This window comes from Stutzerimonas frequens, assembly GCF_024448335.1.
Classification (GTDB): Bacteria; Pseudomonadota; Gammaproteobacteria; order Pseudomonadales; family Pseudomonadaceae; genus Stutzerimonas; species Stutzerimonas frequens.
Genome location: NZ_JAMOHM010000011.1, coordinates 1 through 19,558, shown reverse-complemented (window position 1 = coordinate 19,558; position 19,558 = coordinate 1). Strand labels below are relative to the sequence as shown.

Below are 19,558 nucleotides of genomic sequence, written 5' to 3'. Positions count from 1 at the left end.
GCTGTCCGGGGCTCGTGTCAGCCCTGGGCGGCGTGCTCGAAGGTGGTCAGGCGTTCGGCGGTCCGGCTGTCCATGTACTGCCGCAGGCGTGCCGTTTCGGCGGCTTGCAGGAACAGCCCGAGCTTGGTTCGGCGCCAGAGAATGTCGTCAACCGTAAGCGCCCATTCCTCGACGATCAGGTAATCCACCTCGCGGGCATACAGCCCGGCGCCGAAGCATTCGCCGAGATCCTGAATGCGCTCGGTGCCCTTGAGCAGCAGCCAGCTGCGCGTGCCGTAAGTGTTCGTCCAGCGCCGGGCGACCGGGCCGGGGAGCCATGGGTAGCTGGCGCAGAGGGCATGGGCCAGGGTGGATGGATCATCGAAATGTTCGCCGCCGGGCAGCGTTGCTCCGCGGGTCCAGGCGCCTTTCATTTCCGGAAACAGTGGTGCCAGCTGGGCCAGGGCTGCTTCGGCGAGCTTGCGGTAGGTGGTGAGCTTGCCGCCGAACACCGAGAGCAGGGGCGCATCGCTGCCGCCGTTGTTCAGTGTCAGGGTGTAGTCGCGCGTGATGGCCGATGGTTGATCTGACTCGTCATCGCACAGCGGGCGGACGCCGGAGTAGCTGTGGCGGATGTCTTCACGGGCCAGCTGGTGCGTGAAGTGCGCATTGACGATGTCCAGCAGGTAATCGATCTCGCCGTCGGCGATCTGCACCCGGGTCGGGTCACCGTGATACTCCTGATCGGTGGTGCCGATCAGGCTGAACTGCCCGAGATAGGGAATGACGAAGACGATGCGCCGATCCTCGTTCTGCAGGATATAGGCATGGTCCCCATCGTAGAGCTTCGGCACCACGATGTGGCTGCCCTGAATCAGGCGCATGCCGTGCGGGGAGCGTTGGCGAAGCTGTTCATCGAAGAAGGACGCCACCCAGGGGCCGGTGGCGTTCACCAGGGCGCGCGCCCGGATGGAAAAGCGGCTGCCGTCGTCGCGTTCCAGGTGCAGGTGCCACAGCCCCTTGCTGCTGCGCGCGCTGACGCAACGGGTGCGGGTGTGGATATGCGCGCCCTGCTCACGGGCAGCCATGGCGTTGAGCACCACCAGGCGGGCATCGTCGACCCAGCAGTCGGCGTATTCGAAGCCGTGGCTGATCTCGTGCTTCAGTGGGCTGTCGGCGCCGAAGCGCACGCTATGCGAAGCGCCTAGCTTCTCGCGCTTGCCGAGGTGGTCGTAGAGGAACAGGCCGGTACGGATCATCCAGGACGGGCGCAGGTGCGGTCGGTAGGGCAGCACGAAACGCAGTGGCCGAATGATGTGTGGCGCCTTGGCCAGCAGTACCTCGCGCTCGGCCAGTGCCTCGCGCACCAGACGCAGTTCGTAATGCTCGAGGTAGCGCAACCCGCCATGTATCAGCTTGCTGCTGGCCGACGACGTGTGCTCGGCCAGGTCGCCCTGCTCGCAGAGGAAGACCGTCAGGCCACGACCTGCGGCCTCTGCCGCAATTCCCGCGCCGTTGATGCCGCCGCCCACAACGGCCAGGTCGTAGACTTCCGCGAGCGGTGCAAGAAGAGGATGATTCATGGGCGCTTGTGACTACCGAACGTTGATCCGTTACGTTACCGCCATTCATCAATCATTAGCACTACAAAGCCATGACACCCGCCATCGACCTGTTGAAAAAATCCCGCGCCGAGCATCGTGTGCACAGTTACGAGCACGACCCGAAGTCCGCTTCCTATGGTCTGGAGGCCGCCGAGAAACTGGGACTCGAGCCCGCGCAGGTGTTCAAGACGCTGCTCGCCTGCACCGAGAAGAACGAGCTGCTGGTGGCCGTGGTGCCGGTGGTCGGCACGCTGGATCTGAAGGCACTGGCCCAGGCTGCGGGGGCGAAGAAGGTGGAAATGGCCGACCCCATGGCCGCGCAGCGGGCCACCGGCTATCTGGTGGGCGGCATCAGCCCGCTGGGGCAGAAGAAGCGCCTGCGCACCTTTATCGACAGCTCCGCACAGGCGCAGGCGAGCATCTATGTCAGCGCCGGCCGTCGCGGGCTGGAAGTGGAGCTTGCGCCGGAGGTCCTGGCCGCGCATACAGGCGGGTTGTTCGCGGCCATCGGACGCAGCTGACTGGCCTGATTCGACCGGCATGCCCTCGAGCTGGCGTTACCTGCACTGTTGCGCAGGGGGCTGAACACACACGGTGATGGCACCAGGCTATATTTAACGCCTATCCGGGCCGCCAGTGAGTTCCGTTTTGACTTCTTCAGTGCCGCTACCGAGGGCGGGCGCTTCCTTCGCGCGTAGGGCGTTCTATCCCCGGGCCATTGGCCTGGCCATGGGCTTTCTTTGCGTCGCTGCGGTGCTGCGTGAGGCGCAGACGCCTATTTGGGCCTGGGCATTGCTCTTCGCGTTCTGCTTCGTCTGGCCCATGGCGGCGCTGGGACTGTCCGGGCGCGCCCGCTCGGCGGCGCTCAGTGAACGGCGTTTCGTCCTTTTCGACTCATTGATGGGCGGGTTCTGGATCGCCACGATGGCGTTCAACACGCTGCCATCCGCGGTACTGCTGGCGATGCTGGCGATGAACAACATCGCCACCGGCGGCGCCCGGTTCCTCCTGCAGGGCCTGCTGGCGCAGGCCGCGGGCGGGGTACTTTCGGTGCTGCTGCTGGGATTCGGCTTCTCGCCGCATACCAGCCAGATACAGATGTATGCTTGCCTGCCGATGCTGATCCTGCACCCTGCGGTCATCGGCATGGTGCTATACCGCTTGGCCTATCAGTTAGGGGAGAACAAGCGAGCACTGCGCAGCATGAGTCGTACCGACAGCTTGACCGGGCTGTTCAATCGCGGTTACTGGAACGAGCTGCTGCAGCTGGAGTTCTCCCACTGCAAGGCCACCGGTGGCATCGCCAGCCTGGCGTTGATCGACCTGGACCACTTCAAGCAGGTCAACGACCGGCACGGACATGTCATCGGCGATGAGCTGTTGCGTCAGGTCGGCTACCGCATCCGGCGCAGCCTACGTACCCAGGACATGCCCGGTCGCTACGGGGGCGATGAATTCTGTGTCGTCCTGCCTGGTGCTCGGGCGAAGGATGCCTGGGAGGCGCTCGACCGGCTACGCGAGGAAATTGCCGGTCTGGATGGTCCGCTGGCGCCGAAGCTGAGCGCGAGCCTGAGCATCGGCATCGCCGAGGTCGACCCGCGCATGGAGGACGCAGTCGCCTGGCTGCATGCTGCCGACCAGGCGTTGTATGAAGCCAAACGTCTTGGCCGCAACCGCATCGCACTGGCCAAACCCCTGCGCGCCGAGGACGTCGCTGTGAGCTGATCCGGTCAGACCTGCCGGCTTGTCGCGGTTTGGCTGGCGATGTCCTTCAGCGCCGAGCGTTCCTCCTGGATTTCCTCCGTCGTGCGCAGGCCCAGGCGACGGAAGACCGGTAACGGCGGGCACCAGCCCTGCAAGGCGTGCTGCAGCAGGAAGCCGCCGACTACCAGTGGAATGCCGAGAAACCGGCGACTGAGCGTCAGGCCGAGCACCGAGCCCGTGACGATGAGCGTCGCCGCGTTGGCTTCGAGCGTGCGCTCGATGTCCCATTCGGCATCGAGCTCGCGTAGCCGGCGCGGAATAAGCTGCGGATGCTGCCGGTGATACTCCACCGAGCGCTGGGTGTGCTCCCTGATCTGTTGATTGACGTGCTCGGCGGTATGCTCTGTGACCCTTTTGGCGGTCGCGGGGAGTGCCATGGTTCACCTCCTGTCTGCGGCGTGTTCATGAAGGACTTCTCCGCATTAGGGCGGTGATCAGCGCGCGGCGTTCAATCGGATTGCTCCTCGTCGCAGCGCAGCATTGCCTCGGTATCGACAGCGCCCATCAGGCGTGCCGCTGTCAGCGCTGTCGCGCCACTGGCGTCACGAGCGTGCGGATCGGCGCCCAGGGCGAGCAGGTGCGTGACGACCGCGGTGCGGTTGAACATGGCGGCCATCATCAGCGCGGTCTTGCCGTCTTCGCAGCGGCTTTCGACATCGGCGCCATGTTCGAGCAGCAGTTCGACCATTGCCAGGTCGCCCTTGAAAGCGGCGCCGGCCAAGGGCGTGTGTCCGCGGTGATTACGCAGCTGCGGGTCGGCGCCATGTTCCAGCAGCACGCGAGTGGCAGCGAGGTGGCCGTGGTAGCTGGCGAGCATCAGCAGGCTGTCGCCTGCGTAGTTGCGCAGGTTCGGTGGCATACCCTGGCCCAGGAGTTGGTCCAGGCGGGAGCTGTCGCCGTTGCGCGCGCTGTCGAACACCTGCTCGGCAAAGGCCAGCGTGGCGTCGTCCAGTTCGTTCATCTGTGTCGGTGCTTGCATCGCGTTTCTTTCCTCGCCGTGATGGGGGCGATTGTTGGCTCGCTTGCGAGCGAGAGCCAGGCAAGCCTTTCTATCCCTTGGATAGGCACGGGCGATGGCAAGTCGGCATAGCCTTCGTCGGCGCCTGTGGCAGTATGGAGCGCTCCAGCCCGCCGTTGCCGAATGCGATGAAAGCCGAAGACCTTGAACGATTGGTGACCCAGACGATGCCTTACGGCAAATACAAGGGGCGTCTGATTGCCGACCTGCCGGGCCATTACCTCGCCTGGTTCGCCCGCGTCGGCTTTCCGCCCGGCAGCCTCGGCCAGCTGCTGGCGCTGATGCACGAAATCGACCACAACGGCCTTGCCGCGCTGCTTGAGCCGTTGCGCCGCGGCAAGGGGCGGCGCGGTTAGCCACGGCTCAGGGCGAGGTTTGCTGTTCGGCCTCGGCGCGCAGGGCTTCCAGCGCGGGCGCGGCATAGATGCCGACCTCCACCGCCAGTTCCATCAGCCGCGGCACGTCGCAGGTGTACACCAGTACCGCTTGCAGTTCATCGTCCAGCGGCTCGCTGAAGTCCACCAGCGTATAACCGCCTTTCTCCGGGTAGAGGCTGCTCAGCTGCACCTGGATGCGGTTCAGCGCGGTCAGCGGTTCGGTCTTGGCGAGCTGCTTGGACTTGAGCACGAAACTGACGCTCTCGCCGAAGGACGCGACGATCTGGCCGAACAGTTGCTGATAGTCGTCCGCCTGGAACAGCACTGTATCCGGCAGGCTGCCCACTACCACCCATTCGCCCAGTGGAATCGGGAAGCTGTCGTCATAGTTGATGTCCGGATTGGCCTGCAGGAACGCCTGCGGGTCGGCGTAGGCCTGGGCAGCTTCGTCAGCGATCCGGGCAATTTCTTCATCGGTCATGCAACCGGAGCTGATGAGTGTGATCAGCTCGGCGAGTTGGTCTTTCATGGGTGGTCCTGAGAGAAGGGTGACAAAGGATAGCCAACCTTGTCCGTTTGTGCGCGCTGGTTGAGGTTCGGCCCGGCCGGGATCGGCATATGCAAAGCAGTTCTAAGCTTATTCTGTTTCTGGAGGGCGGCCGCCGCGGTGTGATAGCGTTCGCTCTGCGACAAGCTGCCGCAGACCGACCATAGAAACAGAGCGTCGATCCGAACGACGCCAGGTGGCGACAGCATAACTACAACAGCTGATGAGGCCCTTACATGAAATCCATTCACTGGCCCCTGGCCGGTGTGGCTGCATTGTTGCTTTCAATGCAGGCACAGGCTGCCGATGGGCAAAAAATTTATACGCAAGGGGGTGCCAACCCTGCAGCCATGGCGTGTGCGACCTGCCATGGTGCCGATGCGATGGGGATGGCGGCCGCAGGCTTTCCGCGCCTGGCCGGGATCGATGCGGGATACAGCCGCAAGCAGCTCGACGATTTCCGCTCCGGTGCGCGCAACAATCCGATCATGCAGCCGATCGCCGCTGCGCTGAGCGATGAGGAAATGGATGCCGTCGCGGCAACTCTGGAGGCCATGCCGGCGCCTGATTTCGCTGCCATCGGACGTGCAGAGGCCGCCGAAGGCGTTGGTGCGCGCCTCGCTCTGCGCGGCGCCTGGGAGCGCAACATTCCCGAATGCGTGGCCTGCCATGGCCCCGGCGGCATGGGCGTCGGCGCGAGCTTCCCGCCGCTGGCCGGGCAGTCGGCCCAGTATTTGGGTGCGCAGCTCAACGCCTGGCGTCAGGGCACACGTAAGAACGATCCGAATGATCTGATGGGGCATATCGCGCGGGCGATGAGCGACGACGAGGTCCAGGCCGTTGCCGAATATTTCGCCAACGTCGGGCAGAAGGAGACCGGTCAATGAACACGCAGCTGCTAGTTACCCTGCTGGCGATGTCCATCGGCGGCGTCGCACTGGCCGCCGAGATCAAGATGGATGATCAATCCCAGCTGACGCAGAAAGCCGAAAAGGGCGCTGGTGAGCGCTACTTCCAGCCGCCTCAGGAGAAGGATCTGCCCGCCAACGCCTATGGCGAATTGGTGCAGCAGGGGCGGGCCATCTTCGTCGATACGCAGAAGTACGCGGCCGAGTATGTCGGCAACGGCATGAACTGCACCAACTGCCACCTGGATCAGGGGCGCAAGGCCAACTCCGCGCCGCTGTGGGGCGCCTACCCGATGTACCCGGCCTATCGGAAGAAGAACGACAAGGTCAACAGCTATGCCGAGCGGGTGCAGGGCTGCTTCCAGTTCAGCATGAACGGCACGCCGCCGGCCGCGGACAGCCATGTCATCAATGCGCTGACGGCGTATTCCTATTGGCTGTCCACCGGAGCGCCGACCGGCCAGGAGCTGCCGGGTCGGGCCTATCCGGAAGTCCCGCAGCCGCAGGGCGGTTTCGATATCGCCAAGGGCAAGCAAATCTATGCCGAGCAGTGCGCGGTCTGTCACGGCGATGATGGTCAGGGGCAGGAGGCTGGTGGTGGGTACGTGTTCCCGCCGCTGTGGGGCAAGGACTCGTTCAACTGGGGCGCTGGCATGCACCGGATCAACACCGCAGCGGCGTTCATCAAGGAGAGCATGCCGCTCGGCAAGGGTGGCTCGCTCAGTGATGCGGATGCCTGGCATGTCGCCGCCTACATGAACAGCCACGAGCGCCCGCAGGACCCACGCCTGATCGAGGGCTCAGTGGAGAAGACGCGCCTGAAGTATCACGCCAACGATGGCGTCAACCTCTATGGCCAGCAGGTCGATGGAGTGCTGCTCGGGCAGGGCGTCAAATAGCGTTGCAGGCTACGCTGTGAACAGAAGAGGGCGCCAGATGGCGCCCTCTTCATATTCAGACCGAACGGTCACGGGATTATGCGCCGAATGGCTTAATTACAGGCTTCGTAATCTGCGCAATGTTACGGATTCTTTCAGCTTTTCATGCACAATAGCCGCCATTAAAGAGGCGCTGGAATGATCGTGGTTGGCCAAGGCTAGCCGCCGTACCGTCCCACCGTCAGTACGATCAAGCCCTATTCGAGAGGAACGACTGTGTACAACGTCGTCATCAGCGGTACCGGCCTTTATACCCCTGCCAGCAGTATCTCCAACGACGAACTGGTGGAGTCCTTCAACACCTACGTGCACCGCTTCAACAGCGAGAGTGCCGCGGCCATCGAGGCCGGTGAGATTCAGCCGCTGGCCGAATCCAGCTCCGCCTTCATCGAAAAGGCCTCCGGCATCAAGAGCCGCTACGTCACCGACAAGGCCGGTATCCTCGACCCCGAGCGCATGGTTCCGCGCATCCCCGAGCGCAGCAATGACGAGTGGTCGATTCTCTGCGAGATGTCGGTCAAGGCAGCGGAAGAAGCGCTGGCCCGCGCCGGCAAGACGGCGGCCGATATCGATGGCGTGATCGTCGCCTGTTCCAACCTGCAGCGCGCCTATCCGGCCATCGCCATCGAGGTGCAGGCCGCACTCGGCATCAAGGGCTTCGGCTTCGACATGAACGTGGCCTGCTCGTCTGCGACCTTCGGTATCCAGAACGCGGTCAACAGCATCAAGCTCGGCCAGGCCCGCGCCATCCTCATGGTCAACCCGGAAATCTGCACCGGGCACATGAACTTCCGTGACCGCGACAGCCACTTCATCTTCGGCGATGCCTGCACCGCGGTCGTCATCGAGCGTGAAGATCTGGCCACCTCCGCACATCAGTGGGAGGTACTCAGCACCAAGCTGGTGACCGAATTCTCCAACAACATCCGCAACAACTTCGGCTTCCTCAACCGCACTGCCGAAGAGTACATGAGCAACCCGGACAAGCTGTTCATCCAGGAAGGCCGCAAGGTATTCAAAGAAGTCTGTCCGATGGTGGCGGAGCTGATCGGCGAGCACCTGAGCGAAAACGGCATCGCGGTGGAATCGGTCAAGCGCTTCTGGCTGCACCAGGCCAACCTGAACATGAATCACCTGATCGTGCGCAAGCTGCTCGGTCGCGATGCCACCGAGGACGAGGCGCCGGTGATTCTCGACACCTACGCCAACACCAGTTCGGCCGGCTCGGTGATCGCCTTCCACAAGCATCAGGACGACCTGCCCAGCGGCAGCCTGGGCGTGCTCAGCTCGTTCGGCGCCGGTTATTCGATCGGCAGCGTGATCCTGCGCAAGCGCTGATCGCGGGAGACGACCGTTCGTAGGCTGGGCTGCAGCCCAGCTATGGCGATCAGCCGGTCAGCTCACGCATTCGTTGCAGCACGGCGTTCATGCCGTTGCTGCGCGAAGGCGACAGTTGCCGTGACAGGCCGAGGCTCGCGAACCAGTCGACCATGTCCACCTGGGCCAGTTCATTCGCATCCAGCCCATTGACCCGCGCCAGCAGTACCGCCAGCAGGCCGCGAATGAGCCGGGCGTCGCTGGCGGCGCGGAAATGCCAGCGGCCATCCTGGCATTGGCCTATCAGCCAGACGTGACTCTCGCAGCCGGCGACGCGGTTGGTCTCGCTGCGTTCGCCATCGTTCACCGGCTCCAGCCGTTCTCCCCACTGCATCAGCAGGCGTGCGCGCTGCTCCCAGCCAGGCGCCTCGGCGAAGGTCGCCAAGGCCTCGCGGGCGGCGTCGGGCAGTTCACTCATCGCAGCAGCTCCAGGGCCTGGTCCAGCGCATCGAAGAAGCGCTGCAGATCGTTGTGGTCGTTGTACAGGCCGAGCGAGACGCGCGTGGCGCCATCCAGGCCGAGATGCTTCATGAGCGGCATGGCGCAGTGGTTGCCGCTGCGCACGGCGATGCCCTGTTCGGTGAGCAGGTGGCCGAGATCGGAATGGTGCACGCCCTCGACAACGAAGCTGGCCAGCGCGACCTGCGGCGCGCCGAGCAGACGAATGCCGCTGCGCTCGGCGAGGCCGGCGAGCAACAGATCGTGCAACGCCTGTTCATGGCGGCCGACCGCGGTGGCGTCGAGGGCGGCGAGATAGTCCAGCGCGGCGCCCAACCCGATCACGCCGGAAATCGGCGGTGTGCCGGCCTCGAAACCCAGTGGCGCGGCGTGAAACTCGGCACTCTGGTAGTCGGCGATCCGCACCATTTCGCCGCCGAACTGCCAGTGACGCAGCTGCAGCAGGGATTCGCCGCGGCCATAGAGCGCGCCAACGCCATCCGGGCCATAGAGCTTGTGGCTGGACAGCACATAGAAGTCGCAGCCCAGCGTGGTCATGTCATGGCGCCCGTGGACCACGCCTTGTGCACCGTCGACGACGGTCAGCGCACCCTGCGCCTTGGCCAGGTGCAGCAGCTGGTCGAGCGGCTGCCAGCAGCCGAGCACGTTGGACAACTGACTCACCGCCAGCAGCCGCGTGCGCGGCCCGATGAGGCCGGTGGCCGCGGCGAGGTCGATACGCCCGGAGGCATCGATGGGCAGTACCTGCAGCTTGGCCGCTCGACGTTTGGCTAGCTGCTGCCAGGGCAGCAGGTTGGCGTGATGCTCGAGGGCGCTGATGACGATCTCGTCGCCGGCTTCGATCAGGTGTTCCAGGCCATAGGCGAGAAGGTTGAGCGCTTCGGTGGCGCCGCGGGTGAAGACGATCTCGGTGGGGCAGGCGGCATGCAGCCACCTGGCCACCTTGATGCGGGCGTCCTCGTAGGCGCGGGTGGCGCGTTCGGCGGGCTGGTGCTGGGCACGGTGCACGTTTGCCGCACCGCAGGTGTAGTAGCCGCTGAGGGCGTCGATCAGCGCCTGCGGCTTCTGGGCCGTGGCGGCGCTGTCGAGGTAGGTCTGGCCTTGCGCTTCGAGTACCGCCAGAGCGGGGAAGTCGGCGCGCCAGGGGGAGAACAGGGCCATAAGCGGCAAGCCTCGTGCAGCAGGGGATGCGGCAAGGCAGGCGCTCATGGCTCGCAGCTTGCCGCTGCTCCTGCGTCAGTTATGCGCGTGCAGCGCCTCGTTCAGCTCGATGGCCGACTTGTGGGTCTTGCATTCCACGGTGCCGGTCTGCGAGTTGCGGCGGAACAACAGGTCGCTCTGCCCGGCCAGATCGCGAGCCTTGACCACTTTCACCGGCTGATCGTTCTCGTCGAGCAGGCTGACCTTGGTGCCTGCGGTGATGTACAGACCGGATTCCACGGTGTTGCGATCGCCCAGCGGAATGCCGATGCCGGCGTTGGCACCGATCAGGCAGCCTTCGCCAACCGAGATGACGATGTTGCCGCCGCCGGACAGGGTGCCCATGGTCGAGCAACCACCGCCCAGGTCCGACCCCTTGCCGACGAACACGCCGGCCGAGACGCGGCCTTCGATCATGCCCGGGCCTTGGGTACCGGCATTGAAGTTGATGAAGCCTTCGTGCATCACCGTGGTGCCTTCACCCACATAGGCGCCGAGGCGCACGCGCGCGGTATCGGCGATGCGCACGCCGGCCGGCACCACGTAGTCGGTCATCTTCGGGAACTTGTCCACCGAGAAGACTTCCAGCAGCTCGCCCTTCAACCGCGCTTCCAGTTGGCGCTCGGCCAGTTCGGCGAGATCCACGGCGCCCTGGTTGGTCCAGGCGACGTTGGGTAGCAGCGGGAAGATGCCGGTCAGGTTCAGGCCGTGCGGCTTGACCAGACGATGGGAGATCAGGTGCAGCTTGAGGTAGGCCTCGGGCGTCGAGGTCAGGGCTGCGTCTTCGGCCAGCAGGGTAACCACCAGCGGGCGCTGGCTTTCTGCCAGACGGGTCAGCAGGGCATGCTGGGCGGAGTCCAGCGGCTTCAGCGCGTCGGCCAGCTGCGCCGCCTGGGTGGTGGTGATGGCGATCGCCTGATTGCCACCGGCGTAGCCGAGCAGCGGGGCGATGGCAGCGACCAGTTCGCCGGCCGGCTGCAGCAGGGGCTGGGCGTAGAAGACTTCCAGCCAGTCACCCTGGCGGTTCTGGGTGCCGACGCCAAAGGCGAGGCTGAAGAGCGTTGCAGACATGGGATTATCCTTTTTCGATGGCCGCGCCTTGAGGCGGGGCTGCTGTCAGTTCGGCGCTGCCAGTGCGGCAGCGTAAAGATCGGGCTTGAAGCCGATCAGGGTTCTATCGCCCAAGTCGAGTACCGGGCGCTTGATCATCGACGGTTGGGCCAACATCAGCTCGATGGCCCGGGCCTGGTCAAGATCGGCCTTGGCAGCGTCGTCCAGCTTGCGGAAGGTGGTGCCGGCACGGTTGAGAACGGTCTGCCAGCCGTGTTCGTTGCACCAGGCTTCCAGATGGGCGCGGTCGATGCCGGCGCTCTTGTAGTCGTGGAAGTCGTAGTCCTGCCCATGTTCGTCGAGCCAGGTACGGGCCTTTTTCATGGTGTCACAGGCTTTGATTCCGTATAGGCGCAACCGCTGATCAGCTTCGGACATAGGGCAACTCTCCAAGACTCCTGCAAAACTGGACGGCGGATTATGCCACGCCTCGTCTGCCGATGGAGGCGGAGCGTGGCTTTGTTGCCCGCATCGTCCTCGGGGCGGCGCCTGAGTGTTCGTAGCTCAGTCTCGTCCCGTTGCGCCCAGGGCATGCTGGATCGCCTGCACATCCTGAGGCCGCACCACGCGCCCCAGCTCCTGGCCTCTGTCCAGCAGAATCAGCGTAGGCCACAACTTGACCCGGAATGAGCGTCCGAGCGGCCGGCCCGGGCCGTCTTCTATCTTCAGATGGCGGATGCCCGAGCGGTCGGTCAGCGCCTTGCCAATCAGCGGCTGGGCGGCGCGGCAGTGGCCACACCAGGCGGTGCCGAACTCCAGCAGCACGGGGCCTTCCAGCGCGTCCACCTCGGCGCGGCTCGGTTCAATATTCGCGTAGTGTTCGGTCATTTCCACGTGGGCAGCCCTCCGGATTGCGCGTAAAGGTTCGAGCCTGCCGCAGCAGCGTCGTTCAGCCGGCGCTCTCGACCTTTTACGCGAGTGCTGTTGTCCATTGATGACAATCGCAACGGTGAGGTGACAAATAATGGCACGCAAGCATTTCGAGAAGTTCGAGGCGATTTCTTCGGCCGTGCCTGCCGAGGATGCATTCGAGGCAGTGATCGCCATCAAACGGCGCGACAGCGATGAAGACGTGCGTGTATTCAGGGTCGCCGACGGTCGTCGCTACGACCTAGCATCAGAAGCGGACGCCATCGCCGAGGCCGCCTTGACTAAGGTTATAGAGGTCAGCGACGAGGGTCAGCTGATCTGGGAAGAGCACGCAATCTGAACAGGAGGCGTTGTATGAATGATCACAACGAGCGTACCGAGCATGCGCGCGAGCCAGCGGACTCTGACCGGCATGAGGAGCATCCGAAGGCGGATATTCCCGAGCACATGAAGCCGGAAAATCTGGAAAAACTGCGCGACTACGGCAAGGATATGATCCCGCCTGGCGTGGCTTGAAAATCGAGAAGCCGGGCGGCCGGACCGCCCGGTGCGCTGTCAGAGCGTTTCGATGTAGTGGCGGATGCGCTGGGCGGCCTCGATGCATTCGGCAAGTGGCGCCACCAGCGCCATGCGCACCCGGTTCGCGCCCGGGGAGGCGCCGTTCACTTCACGGGACAGGTAGGAGCCGGGCACCACGGTGACGTGCTCACGTGCGAACAGCTCGCGAGTGAACTGTTGATCGTCGATCGGTGTGCGCGGCCAGAGGTAGAAGCCGCCATCCGGACGTTGCACGTCCATCACCGGCGCGAGGATGTCCAGCACGGCGTCGAACTTGGCCCGATACAGCTCGCGATTGGCGCGCACATGTATTTCGTCGTTCCAGGCGGCGATGCTTGCGAGCTGGGTCTGCACCGGCATGGCGCAGCCGTGATAGGTGCGGTAGAGCAGGAACGCCTTGAGAATCTCGGCATCACCGGCGACGAAGCCCGAGCGCAGTCCGGGCAGATTCGAGCGCTTGGACAGGCTGTGGAAGACCACGCAGCGCTTGTAGTCGTTGCGGCCCAGCGCGGCGCATGCGCTGAGCAGGCCGGCCGGCGGGTTGGCTTCGTCGAAGTACAGCTCGCTGTAGCACTCGTCGGCGGCAATGACGAAGTCATGCTCGTCGGCCAGGGCGATCAGCTTCTTCAGGGTTTCCAGCGGCACCAGCGCACCGGTCGGATTGCCCGGCGAGCAGAGAAAGAGAATCTGGCACCGCTGCCAGATTTCTGCCGGCACGGCATCGAAATCGGGGTTGAAGCCGTTCTGCTCTAGGCACGGCAGGTAGTGTGGCGTCGCCCCGGCCAGCAGTGCCGCGCCTTCGTAGATCTGGTAGAACGGGTTGGGGCTGACCACCAGTCCATCCGCATCGCGATCGACCACCGCCTGGGTGAAGGCGAACAGTGCTTCGCGCGTCCCGTTCACCGGCAGCACGTGGCGCGCCGGGTCCAGCGCTTCGGCAGCCAGGCCGAAACGCCCCTCGCACCAGCGCGCGATGGCTTCGCGCAGCGCAGGGATGCCGAGGGTGGTCGGATAGACCGCCAGCTGATCGAGGTTGTCCGCCAACGTCTGGGCTACGAAATCCGGTGAACGGTGCTTGGGCTCGCCGATCGACAGCGCGATGGCATGTTTGTCCGCAGGCGGCTGGACGCCGCCAAGCAGGGCACGCAGTTTCTCGAAGGGGTAGGGGTGCAGCAGATTCAGGGCGTTGTTCATGAGTGCTGTTCTTTCAGGATGAGCGCGGCGAACGCCCCGCATTCGTGATTTCAGTCGTCGCGACCGCCGCCGTAATAGGCGCAGCCGCGCAGGGTCTGGCCGTCCAGGCGAAGCTCGGCGCTGAGGTGGCTGACGGCTCCGCTGGCGCTATCGATACAGCGCTGCGGGGCAACCCAGAGATCCAGCCGCTGCGCGTTGGCTTCGCTGGTGAGGCTGAGTTGGCCGCCGGGCAGTTGCTCTTCCAGATAAGGCAGAGCAATCGGTGACTGTCCGGGGCGGGTGAGCAGCATGCCACGAGCGGTCACGCTGACGGTCCAGTCCGGCTCGTGGCCACTGGCACGCAGGATCAGGTGCTCGAAGTTTTCCTCACCGCAGCCGTGGCCTTCGCGCTGCAGGCGGTAGACGCGGGTCAGCGCAAACTGCCCGACTTCGTCCGGCCTGGACTGGTGGAGTGTGCCGCGCAGGTCGGCGAACAGGTGGCCCGGCTGGCCGGCCATCAGCGCCTGGGCATCTTCCGCCAGTCCGCTGTTCTGCTCCAGCAGCGTCAGTGTCCGCTGTCCCTGGCAGGTCTGGAACTGCAACTGGCCGTCTACCAGTCGTACCTCGCCCTGCAGGCGCTCGGTGGCCACTCGCGAAGGGGTCCGGTCAGCAAAGAAGGTTTGGCAGCCAGCCAGCGACAGCAGCAGCGCGATCAGCAGGGAACGTGAAAGGGCCATCGGTGAACTCGCAGCTAGGGGAGGTGCGGCGGCATCGATGGCCGCCGCGATGGATCAGTTGCCTTTGACGGTCTTGCCGCCAACGCTGCCCTCTTCGAGCATGATCTGGTATTCCTTGCCGTCCTTCTCTACCTGATGCAGGCGGACCAGCAGGTAGTCCCAGTCCTTGGCGAACCAGAGGATGGTTTCGCGCTTACTCTGGGTCGGGTCACGCACGCGCTCGACCTTGATCGCATCGACCTGGCCGGCCTTGGTGCTGACCTTTTCCTCGCCGAGTACACGGAAGTCGTAGGTTTCGATCTCGTCGCCGTCGACTACCTGGTAGCTCATGCTCTGCTTGCCGGCGGCCACTTCATGTTGCAATGCCAGCTGGTAGGTGGACTTGTCCAGCAGGCCGCGATGCAGCGGCAATTTCACCGGGTCACCGCGGTCACTGCCCTCGACCTGCTTGTTGGCCCAGTCGAAGCGGTGTTCCACGCGCTTGCCCTTGCCCAGCCCGCTGCGCTTGAGTCGATAGCTCTGCGGCAGAAACGTATCGCCCTCGGTGCGAAAGGTGCTGCGCTCGTTGAAGCTGGCGACCAGCATCGAGGCTTCGAAATCCAGGCGCCAGCTGCCGTCGTCAAGTTGCTCCAGATTGCGCTGGGCGGTGCCGCTCATCGGCACTTGTTTCCAGTCGGCGGTATAGCTGGCGGAGAAGGGCTTGAGCTCCAGGGCCTGGACCGGAAGGGCCAGTACGGCAAGAGCGAGCAGCAAGGCGCGACGCATGGTGTCTCCTAGATTCTGATCTGATAGCCGGAAGCCGGCAGGATGGCGCCGTCCAGCATCGCGCCTTGTTCGGCGAGGCGCAAGCGCCCCTCGGCGAACCAGCGCACGGCCAGCGGGTAGATCTGGTGTTCGGCGACATGCACCCGTTGGGTCAGCCCGTCGATGCTCTCGCCCGGCTGAACAGGCAGGCTCGCCTGGATCGCCACCGGCCCACCGTCTAGCTCCTCGGTAACGAAGTGGACGCTGCAGCCGTGCTCCGCGTCTCCCGCCTCGAGGGCGCGTCGATGGGTGTCGAGCCCCTTGTACTTCGGCAGCAGGGAAGGGTGGATGTTCAGCAGCCGGCCCTGGTAGTGACGCACGAAAGCGGGCGTCAGGATACGCATGAAGCCAGCCAGTACTACCAGATCGGGCATATAGGCATCGATGGCCTGCATCAGCGAGGCATCGAAGGCCTCGCGGCCGTCGAACGCCTTGTGATCCAGTACGGTGGTGGGAATGCCCGCGCCCTGGGCGCGGATCAGGCCGAAGGCGTCGGCGCGGTTGGCGATCACCGCGCAAATGCGTGCCGGATTCCCCTCAGCCTGGCTATCGATCAGCGCCTGCAGGTTGCTGCCGGAGCCGGAGATCAGCACCACCACATTGCAGGTTGCAGCCATCAGTGCTGTTTCAGGTTGTTCAGCACTACGCGCTCCGCACCTTGCGCTGCAGCGTCGATCCGGCCGATGACCCAGGGCGCTTCACCGGATGCTCGCAGGTTGGCCAGGGCGGATTCGACCTGATCCTGGGCGACGCAGATGACCATGCCGACGCCGCAGTTGAGCACGCGGTGCATCTCGTGTTCGTCGACGTTGCCTTTCTCCTGCAGCCAGTCGAACACCGCCGGGCGGGACCAGCTGGCAACGTCGATCACCGCCTGGGCGCCTTCGGGCAGCACACGAGGGATGTTGTCGAGCAGGCCGCCACCGGTGATGTGGGCCATGGCCTTGACCGCGCCGGTGTCCTTGATCAGCTTGAGCAGCGGTTTGACATAGATGCGGGTCGGCGCCATCAGCAGCTCGGTGAGCGGCCTGCCGTCGAGCTGGATGTTCTCGATGTCGGCACCGGCCACCTCGATGATCTTGCGGATCAGCGAGTAGCCGTTGGAGTGCGGGCCGGAAGAGGGCAGGGCAATCAGTGCATCGCCGGTCTGCACCTTGGTACCGTCGATGATCTCGCTCTTCTCCACCACGCCGACGCAGAAGCCGGCCAGATCGTAGTCCTCGCCTTCGTACATGCCCGGCATCTCGGCGGTTTCGCCACCGACCAGGGAGCAGCCGGCCAATTCGCAACCTGCGCCGATGCCGGTGACCACGGTGGCGGCCACGTCGACGTTGAGCTTGCCGGTGGCGTAGTAGTCGAGGAAGAACAGCGGCTCGGCGCCACAGACGACCAGATCATTGACGCACATGGCGACCAGATCCTGGCCGATGCTGTCGTGCTTGTTCAGGTTCAGCGCCAGACGCAGCTTGGTGCCGACGCCGTCGGTGCCGGATACCAGCACCGGCTGCTTGTAGCCCGCCGGGATTTCGCACAGGGCGCCGAAGCCGCCCAGGCCACCCATCACCTCAGGTCGTGCGGTGCGTTTGGCCACGCCCTTGATGCGTTCGACCAGCGCTTCGCCTGCATCGATATCGACGCCTGCGTCCTTGTAGCTGAGGGAGGGTTGCTTGCTCATAGAATCCGGGCCTGTGGAAGGAGTGCGGGTGGCGATCGGTCAGTCGCTGCGTTCGGCCTCAGCAATACGCTTGCCCTGTTCGGCGCCGCGTTTGCCTGGTGTCCGATTGCAGGGCTCGAACAAGCGTCGGACCGGTCTGCGGAAAGCGCGCGATTTTATCAGGCTTGCTGCTTAGCGGCCATCCCGCCGGCGGTCGCCGGCGCTGGCGTCGTGATTCCTGCATGCCAACTGTGAGGCAGGCGGTTGCCGCCTCGGGGCGGGCTGTTTAAGGTGTAGCGCTCCATATCCCCTTCACGCCGCCAGCCTTCTGGTGGTCTGCGAGAACGACCATGCGCCTCATCTTCCGCTTACTCGCCCTGTGCATCGCGTTCGGGGTGGCTCTGCCTGGCCATGCCGAGCCGCTTCGAACCCTATATGAAGTGCGCGAATCCGTTTCCGGTCAACAGACCGAGGAGCGCGCCGCGGCGCTGCAGCGGGCTTTCGATACGCTGGTGCTGCGCCTGACCGGCGATGCCGAGGTGGTCAAGGGCGAGGCGGTTGCCGCGCTGCGTGCCGACCCCCAGCAGCTGATCAGCAAGTATGGCTACGAAGGCGATCACATCGTCGTCGATTTCGATCCGGCTACCACCGAACGCAGCCTGCGGCGTGCCGGTGTCGCTCTGTGGGGAGTGAATCGCCCGACGGTACTGGCGTGGTGGCTGAATGAAAGCGTGGACGGCACGCAACTGGTCGGAGACGGCCAGGACAGTGCCGATATCCTTCGCCGCGCCGCGCAGCACCGAGGCCTGCCGCTGCGTCTGCCGCTGGCTGATCTGTCGGAACAATTGCTGGCGACCCCTGAGAGTCTGGCCGAGGCGCGTCCCGAGCTGCTTGGCGAGCCGTCCGAGCGCTACGACGCCGATGTGGTGCTCGCCGTGCATGCGAGTGGGGACAGTGCCCAGTGGAAGGTATGGGTCGATGGCCAGCAGCGCGCCGGCAAGGCCGAGGGCGAAAATCCGGCAATGCTTGCCGATGCGGTGATGCTGGCGGTCAGTCAGTATCTCGCGCCCCGCTATGTGGTCGAGCCCGGTGCCGCATCGGAGATCACGTTGGAGGTCATGGGTGCCGACGTGGCGCGTTTCGCCGAACTCGAGCGCCTGCTCGAGCCGTTCGCCGGCACGCTTCTGCGAGTCGAGAGCGATCGTCTGGTCTACCGCGTCAAGGCCAGTCCGGAACAATTGCGTGCGCAGTTGTCGCTGGCGCGCTTGCAGGAGGTCAGTGGCGATCAGTCGCCGCTGGATGCGCAGCAGCCGATGAATCAAGAGCGGGGGGACACCAGTGAGCCGGTCGGTGCGCCGACCATGCCGGCCGACAGTGGCCCGGTGCTGCGTTTCCGCTGGTGATGCCGCCGTGTCCGGCGCGCCAAGTATGTGCAAGGAAGGCAAAGAGCATGTCCGTGAATGATTCGAACCGCTGGCTCTGGCTGGCGGCACTGTTGCTGTGTGCTTGGCTGGTGTACCTGCTGACGCCTATTCTCACGCCGTTTCTGATCGGCATCCTGCTGGCCTATCTGGGTGATCCGCTGGTCGATCGACTGGAGCGCTGGGGGCTGTCGCGGACCTGGGGCGTGATCGCGGTGTTCACCCTCTTCAGCCTGTTGATGCTGTTGATGTTGCTGGTGCTGGTGCCGATGCTGGGTAAGCAGCTGATGCGGTTGTATCAGCTGGCTCCGCTGGCGCTCGACTGGCTGCAGCACCAGGCGCTGCCTTGGGCGCAGGCGCAGTTCGGGCTGGAAGAGAACTTCTGGCGGCTGGATCAGCTCAAGGCCGCATTCAGCGCTCATCTGGGCAGCACCACCGATGTGCTCGGTGTGATCCTAAGCCAGGCCACCGCTTCAAGTCTGGCGCTGCTGGCATGGCTGGGCAATCTGCTGCTCATCCCGGTGGTCAGCTTCTACCTGCTGCGTGACTGGGATCTGATCATGCGCAAGTTGCGCAGTTTGCTGCCGCGCCGGCGTGAAGGGATGATCGTTGGCCTGATGAGCGAATGCCATGAAGTCATCGGTGCTTTCCTGCGTGGCCAGCTGCTGGTGATGCTGGCGCTGGCGGTCATCTATGCTTCCGGCCTGATGCTGGTGGGGCTGGAGCTGGGGCTGCTCATCGGCGTGTTGGCCGGGCTCGCCAGCATCGTTCCCTACATGGGATTCGTGGTCGGCATTGGTGCGGCCGTGGTGGCCGTGCTGTTCCAGTTCGGCCTGGCGCCCTATCCGCTGCTGGGCGTGGCCGCCGTGTTCACGGTCGGGCAGATGCTCGAAGGCATGCTGCTGACGCCGCTGCTGGTAGGCGATCGCATCGGGCTGCATCCGGTCGCGGTGATCTTCGCCGTGCTCGCTGGCGGCCAGCTGTTCGGGTTCACCGGCGTGTTGCTGGCATTGCCGGTGGCTGCGGTGATCATGGTTCTGCTGCGCCACGCCCATGATCT

The 19,558-nt window shown here is 64.5% G+C and carries 24 protein-coding genes; 10 read left to right on the top strand and 14 right to left on the bottom strand.

Going from position 1 to position 19,558, the window contains the following annotated elements:
• Positions 1–17: 17 nt before the first annotated feature.
• Complete coding sequence (glpD, locus tag NAO55_RS15200) at positions 18–1,562, bottom strand: glycerol-3-phosphate dehydrogenase (protein WP_102840023.1); 1,545 nt, start codon at positions 1,560–1,562, stop codon at positions 18–20.
• Positions 1,563–1,633: 71 nt separating this feature from the next.
• Between glpD and ybaK the strand changes: the two genes are divergently transcribed.
• Together ybaK and NAO55_RS15190 are read left to right on the top strand one after the other, a co-directional pair.
• Entirely contained in the window at positions 1,634–2,104 is a 471-nt protein-coding gene (gene ybaK / locus NAO55_RS15195) for a Cys-tRNA(Pro) deacylase (protein WP_102840024.1), read from the top strand.
• Between the two features lie 127 nt (positions 2,105–2,231).
• On the top strand, positions 2,232–3,308 hold the full coding sequence (locus NAO55_RS15190; protein ID WP_256070239.1) for a diguanylate cyclase: 1,077 nt from the start codon (positions 2,232–2,234) through the stop codon (positions 3,306–3,308).
• A gap of 5 nt (positions 3,309–3,313) precedes the next feature.
• Here the strand turns inward: NAO55_RS15190 and NAO55_RS15185 are convergent, their stop codons facing one another.
• On the bottom strand, positions 3,314–3,724 hold the full coding sequence (locus NAO55_RS15185) for a YgaP family membrane protein (RefSeq protein ID WP_102840026.1): 411 nt from the start codon (positions 3,722–3,724) through the stop codon (positions 3,314–3,316).
• Positions 3,725–3,795: 71 nt separating this feature from the next.
• Complete coding sequence (locus NAO55_RS15180; RefSeq protein ID WP_102840027.1) at positions 3,796–4,326, bottom strand: ankyrin repeat domain-containing protein; 531 nt, start codon at positions 4,324–4,326, stop codon at positions 3,796–3,798.
• 167 nt (positions 4,327–4,493) lie between these two features.
• Here NAO55_RS15180 and NAO55_RS15175 point away from each other — a divergent pair, with 167 nt between their 5' ends.
• Positions 4,494–4,721 (top strand): DUF3820 family protein, encoded by a 228-nt coding sequence (locus NAO55_RS15175; protein WP_102840028.1) that lies wholly within the window; start codon positions 4,494–4,496, stop codon positions 4,719–4,721.
• 7 nt (positions 4,722–4,728) lie between these two features.
• Here NAO55_RS15175 and NAO55_RS15170 read toward each other — a convergent pair whose 3' ends face one another.
• Positions 4,729–5,271 (bottom strand): hypothetical protein, encoded by a 543-nt coding sequence (locus tag NAO55_RS15170; RefSeq protein WP_102840029.1) that lies wholly within the window; start codon positions 5,269–5,271, stop codon positions 4,729–4,731.
• Between the two features lie 254 nt (positions 5,272–5,525).
• Here NAO55_RS15170 and NAO55_RS15165 point away from each other — a divergent pair, with 254 nt between their 5' ends.
• The 3 genes from NAO55_RS15165 (at position 5,526) to NAO55_RS15155 (ending at position 8,473) form a co-directional block, all read left to right on the top strand.
• The gene (locus NAO55_RS15165; RefSeq protein ID WP_102840030.1) at positions 5,526–6,176 is read left to right on the top strand and encodes a c-type cytochrome; all 651 of its coding nucleotides are present in this window, start codon (positions 5,526–5,528) and stop codon (positions 6,174–6,176) included.
• Positions 6,173–7,096: a c-type cytochrome gene (locus tag NAO55_RS15160; RefSeq protein ID WP_102840031.1), complete on the top strand. Its 924-nt coding sequence runs from the start codon at positions 6,173–6,175 to the stop codon at positions 7,094–7,096. The genes NAO55_RS15165 and NAO55_RS15160 overlap by 4 nt, the downstream gene beginning before the upstream one ends.
• 255 nt (positions 7,097–7,351) lie before the next feature.
• Positions 7,352–8,473 (top strand): beta-ketoacyl-ACP synthase III, encoded by a 1,122-nt coding sequence (locus tag NAO55_RS15155; protein WP_102840032.1) that lies wholly within the window; start codon positions 7,352–7,354, stop codon positions 8,471–8,473.
• 49 nt (positions 8,474–8,522) lie between these two features.
• Here the strand turns inward: NAO55_RS15155 and NAO55_RS15150 are convergent, their stop codons facing one another.
• The 5 genes from NAO55_RS15150 to NAO55_RS15130 all read right to left on the bottom strand — a co-directional run bounded on the left by NAO55_RS15150 (position 8,523) and on the right by NAO55_RS15130 (position 12,115).
• Positions 8,523–8,930, bottom strand: a complete 408-nt coding sequence (locus NAO55_RS15150; RefSeq protein WP_102840033.1) for a SufE family protein — start codon at positions 8,928–8,930, stop codon at positions 8,523–8,525.
• Entirely contained in the window at positions 8,927–10,132 is a 1,206-nt protein-coding gene (locus NAO55_RS15145; RefSeq protein WP_102840034.1) for an aminotransferase class V-fold PLP-dependent enzyme, read from the bottom strand. Before NAO55_RS15145 ends, NAO55_RS15150 begins: the two co-directional genes overlap by 4 nt.
• A gap of 75 nt (positions 10,133–10,207) precedes the next feature.
• Complete coding sequence (gene dapD, locus NAO55_RS15140) at positions 10,208–11,242, bottom strand: 2,3,4,5-tetrahydropyridine-2,6-dicarboxylate N-succinyltransferase (RefSeq protein WP_102840035.1); 1,035 nt, start codon at positions 11,240–11,242, stop codon at positions 10,208–10,210.
• 45 nt (positions 11,243–11,287) lie between these two features.
• On the bottom strand, positions 11,288–11,659 hold the full coding sequence (locus tag NAO55_RS15135; RefSeq protein WP_017244052.1) for an ArsC family reductase: 372 nt from the start codon (positions 11,657–11,659) through the stop codon (positions 11,288–11,290).
• A gap of 126 nt (positions 11,660–11,785) precedes the next feature.
• Positions 11,786–12,115: a thioredoxin family protein gene (locus NAO55_RS15130; RefSeq protein WP_026006464.1), complete on the bottom strand. Its 330-nt coding sequence runs from the start codon at positions 12,113–12,115 to the stop codon at positions 11,786–11,788.
• Positions 12,116–12,245: 130 nt separating this feature from the next.
• Between NAO55_RS15130 and NAO55_RS15125 the strand changes: the two genes are divergently transcribed.
• Complete coding sequence (locus tag NAO55_RS15125) at positions 12,246–12,491, top strand: hypothetical protein (protein ID WP_102840036.1); 246 nt, start codon at positions 12,246–12,248, stop codon at positions 12,489–12,491.
• 14 nt (positions 12,492–12,505) lie between these two features.
• A complete protein-coding gene (locus NAO55_RS15120) occupies positions 12,506–12,667 on the top strand; it encodes a hypothetical protein (protein WP_180981633.1) in 162 nt (53 codons plus the stop codon).
• 39 nt (positions 12,668–12,706) lie between these two features.
• Here NAO55_RS15120 and dapC read toward each other — a convergent pair whose 3' ends face one another.
• Genes dapC through purM form a run of 5 tightly spaced genes read right to left on the bottom strand, consistent with a single transcriptional unit; the run spans position 12,707 to position 17,098 of the window.
• Positions 12,707–13,903 carry a succinyldiaminopimelate transaminase gene (dapC, locus tag NAO55_RS15115; protein WP_102840037.1) on the bottom strand — a complete coding sequence of 399 codons (1,197 nt, stop codon included), beginning with the start codon at positions 13,901–13,903 and terminating at the stop codon, positions 12,707–12,709.
• A 50-nt stretch (positions 13,904–13,953) separates the two neighbouring features.
• A complete protein-coding gene (locus NAO55_RS15110; protein ID WP_102840038.1) occupies positions 13,954–14,619 on the bottom strand; it encodes a COG3650 family protein in 666 nt (221 codons plus the stop codon).
• Positions 14,620–14,673: 54 nt separating this feature from the next.
• Positions 14,674–15,384 (bottom strand): DUF3108 domain-containing protein, encoded by a 711-nt coding sequence (locus tag NAO55_RS15105; RefSeq protein WP_063539742.1) that lies wholly within the window; start codon positions 15,382–15,384, stop codon positions 14,674–14,676.
• An 8-nt stretch (positions 15,385–15,392) separates the two neighbouring features.
• Positions 15,393–16,040, bottom strand: a complete 648-nt coding sequence (gene purN / locus NAO55_RS15100; protein ID WP_102840039.1) for a phosphoribosylglycinamide formyltransferase — start codon at positions 16,038–16,040, stop codon at positions 15,393–15,395.
• Entirely contained in the window at positions 16,040–17,098 is a 1,059-nt protein-coding gene (gene purM, locus NAO55_RS15095; RefSeq protein ID WP_102840040.1) for a phosphoribosylformylglycinamidine cyclo-ligase, read from the bottom strand. Before purM ends, purN begins: the two co-directional genes overlap by 1 nt.
• 329 nt (positions 17,099–17,427) lie before the next feature.
• On the opposite strand from purM, the gene NAO55_RS15090 reads away from it, so the two are divergent.
• Together NAO55_RS15090 and NAO55_RS15085 are read left to right on the top strand one after the other, a co-directional pair.
• Positions 17,428–18,480, top strand: coding sequence for a DUF2066 domain-containing protein (locus NAO55_RS15090; protein ID WP_102840041.1), 1,053 nt, complete (start codon positions 17,428–17,430; stop codon positions 18,478–18,480).
• Between the two features lie 47 nt (positions 18,481–18,527).
• Positions 18,528–19,558, top strand: a 1,031-nt coding sequence (locus tag NAO55_RS15085) for an AI-2E family transporter (RefSeq protein ID WP_256070238.1), incomplete at its 3' end; no start/stop codon positions are given.

Coding starts and splice junctions, on each gene's coding strand:
- NAO55_RS15120 (WP_180981633.1), top strand. CDS start 12,506: ATGAATGATCACAACGAGCGTACCGAGCATGCGCGCGAGCCAGCGGAC.
- glpD (WP_102840023.1), bottom strand. CDS start 1,562: ATGAATCATCCTCTTCTTGCACCGCTCGCGGAAGTCTACGACCTGGCC.
- NAO55_RS15185 (WP_102840026.1), bottom strand. CDS start 3,724: ATGGCACTCCCCGCGACCGCCAAAAGGGTCACAGAGCATACCGCCGAG.
- NAO55_RS15125 (WP_102840036.1), top strand. CDS start 12,246: ATGGCACGCAAGCATTTCGAGAAGTTCGAGGCGATTTCTTCGGCCGTG.
- NAO55_RS15160 (WP_102840031.1), top strand. CDS start 6,173: ATGAACACGCAGCTGCTAGTTACCCTGCTGGCGATGTCCATCGGCGGC.
- NAO55_RS15135 (WP_017244052.1), bottom strand. CDS start 11,659: ATGTCCGAAGCTGATCAGCGGTTGCGCCTATACGGAATCAAAGCCTGT.
- dapC (WP_102840037.1), bottom strand. CDS start 13,903: ATGAACAACGCCCTGAATCTGCTGCACCCCTACCCCTTCGAGAAACTG.
- NAO55_RS15110 (WP_102840038.1), bottom strand. CDS start 14,619: ATGGCCCTTTCACGTTCCCTGCTGATCGCGCTGCTGCTGTCGCTGGCT.
- NAO55_RS15090 (WP_102840041.1), top strand. CDS start 17,428: ATGCGCCTCATCTTCCGCTTACTCGCCCTGTGCATCGCGTTCGGGGTG.
- NAO55_RS15180 (WP_102840027.1), bottom strand. CDS start 4,326: ATGCAAGCACCGACACAGATGAACGAACTGGACGACGCCACGCTGGCC.
- NAO55_RS15175 (WP_102840028.1), top strand. CDS start 4,494: ATGAAAGCCGAAGACCTTGAACGATTGGTGACCCAGACGATGCCTTAC.
- NAO55_RS15165 (WP_102840030.1), top strand. CDS start 5,526: ATGAAATCCATTCACTGGCCCCTGGCCGGTGTGGCTGCATTGTTGCTT.
- NAO55_RS15105 (WP_063539742.1), bottom strand. CDS start 15,384: ATGCGTCGCGCCTTGCTGCTCGCTCTTGCCGTACTGGCCCTTCCGGTC.
- ybaK (WP_102840024.1), top strand. CDS start 1,634: ATGACACCCGCCATCGACCTGTTGAAAAAATCCCGCGCCGAGCATCGT.
- NAO55_RS15145 (WP_102840034.1), bottom strand. CDS start 10,132: ATGGCCCTGTTCTCCCCCTGGCGCGCCGACTTCCCCGCTCTGGCGGTA.
- NAO55_RS15170 (WP_102840029.1), bottom strand. CDS start 5,271: ATGAAAGACCAACTCGCCGAGCTGATCACACTCATCAGCTCCGGTTGC.
- NAO55_RS15150 (WP_102840033.1), bottom strand. CDS start 8,930: ATGAGTGAACTGCCCGACGCCGCCCGCGAGGCCTTGGCGACCTTCGCC.
- purN (WP_102840039.1), bottom strand. CDS start 16,040: ATGGCTGCAACCTGCAATGTGGTGGTGCTGATCTCCGGCTCCGGCAGC.
- dapD (WP_102840035.1), bottom strand. CDS start 11,242: ATGTCTGCAACGCTCTTCAGCCTCGCCTTTGGCGTCGGCACCCAGAAC.
- purM (WP_102840040.1), bottom strand. CDS start 17,098: ATGAGCAAGCAACCCTCCCTCAGCTACAAGGACGCAGGCGTCGATATC.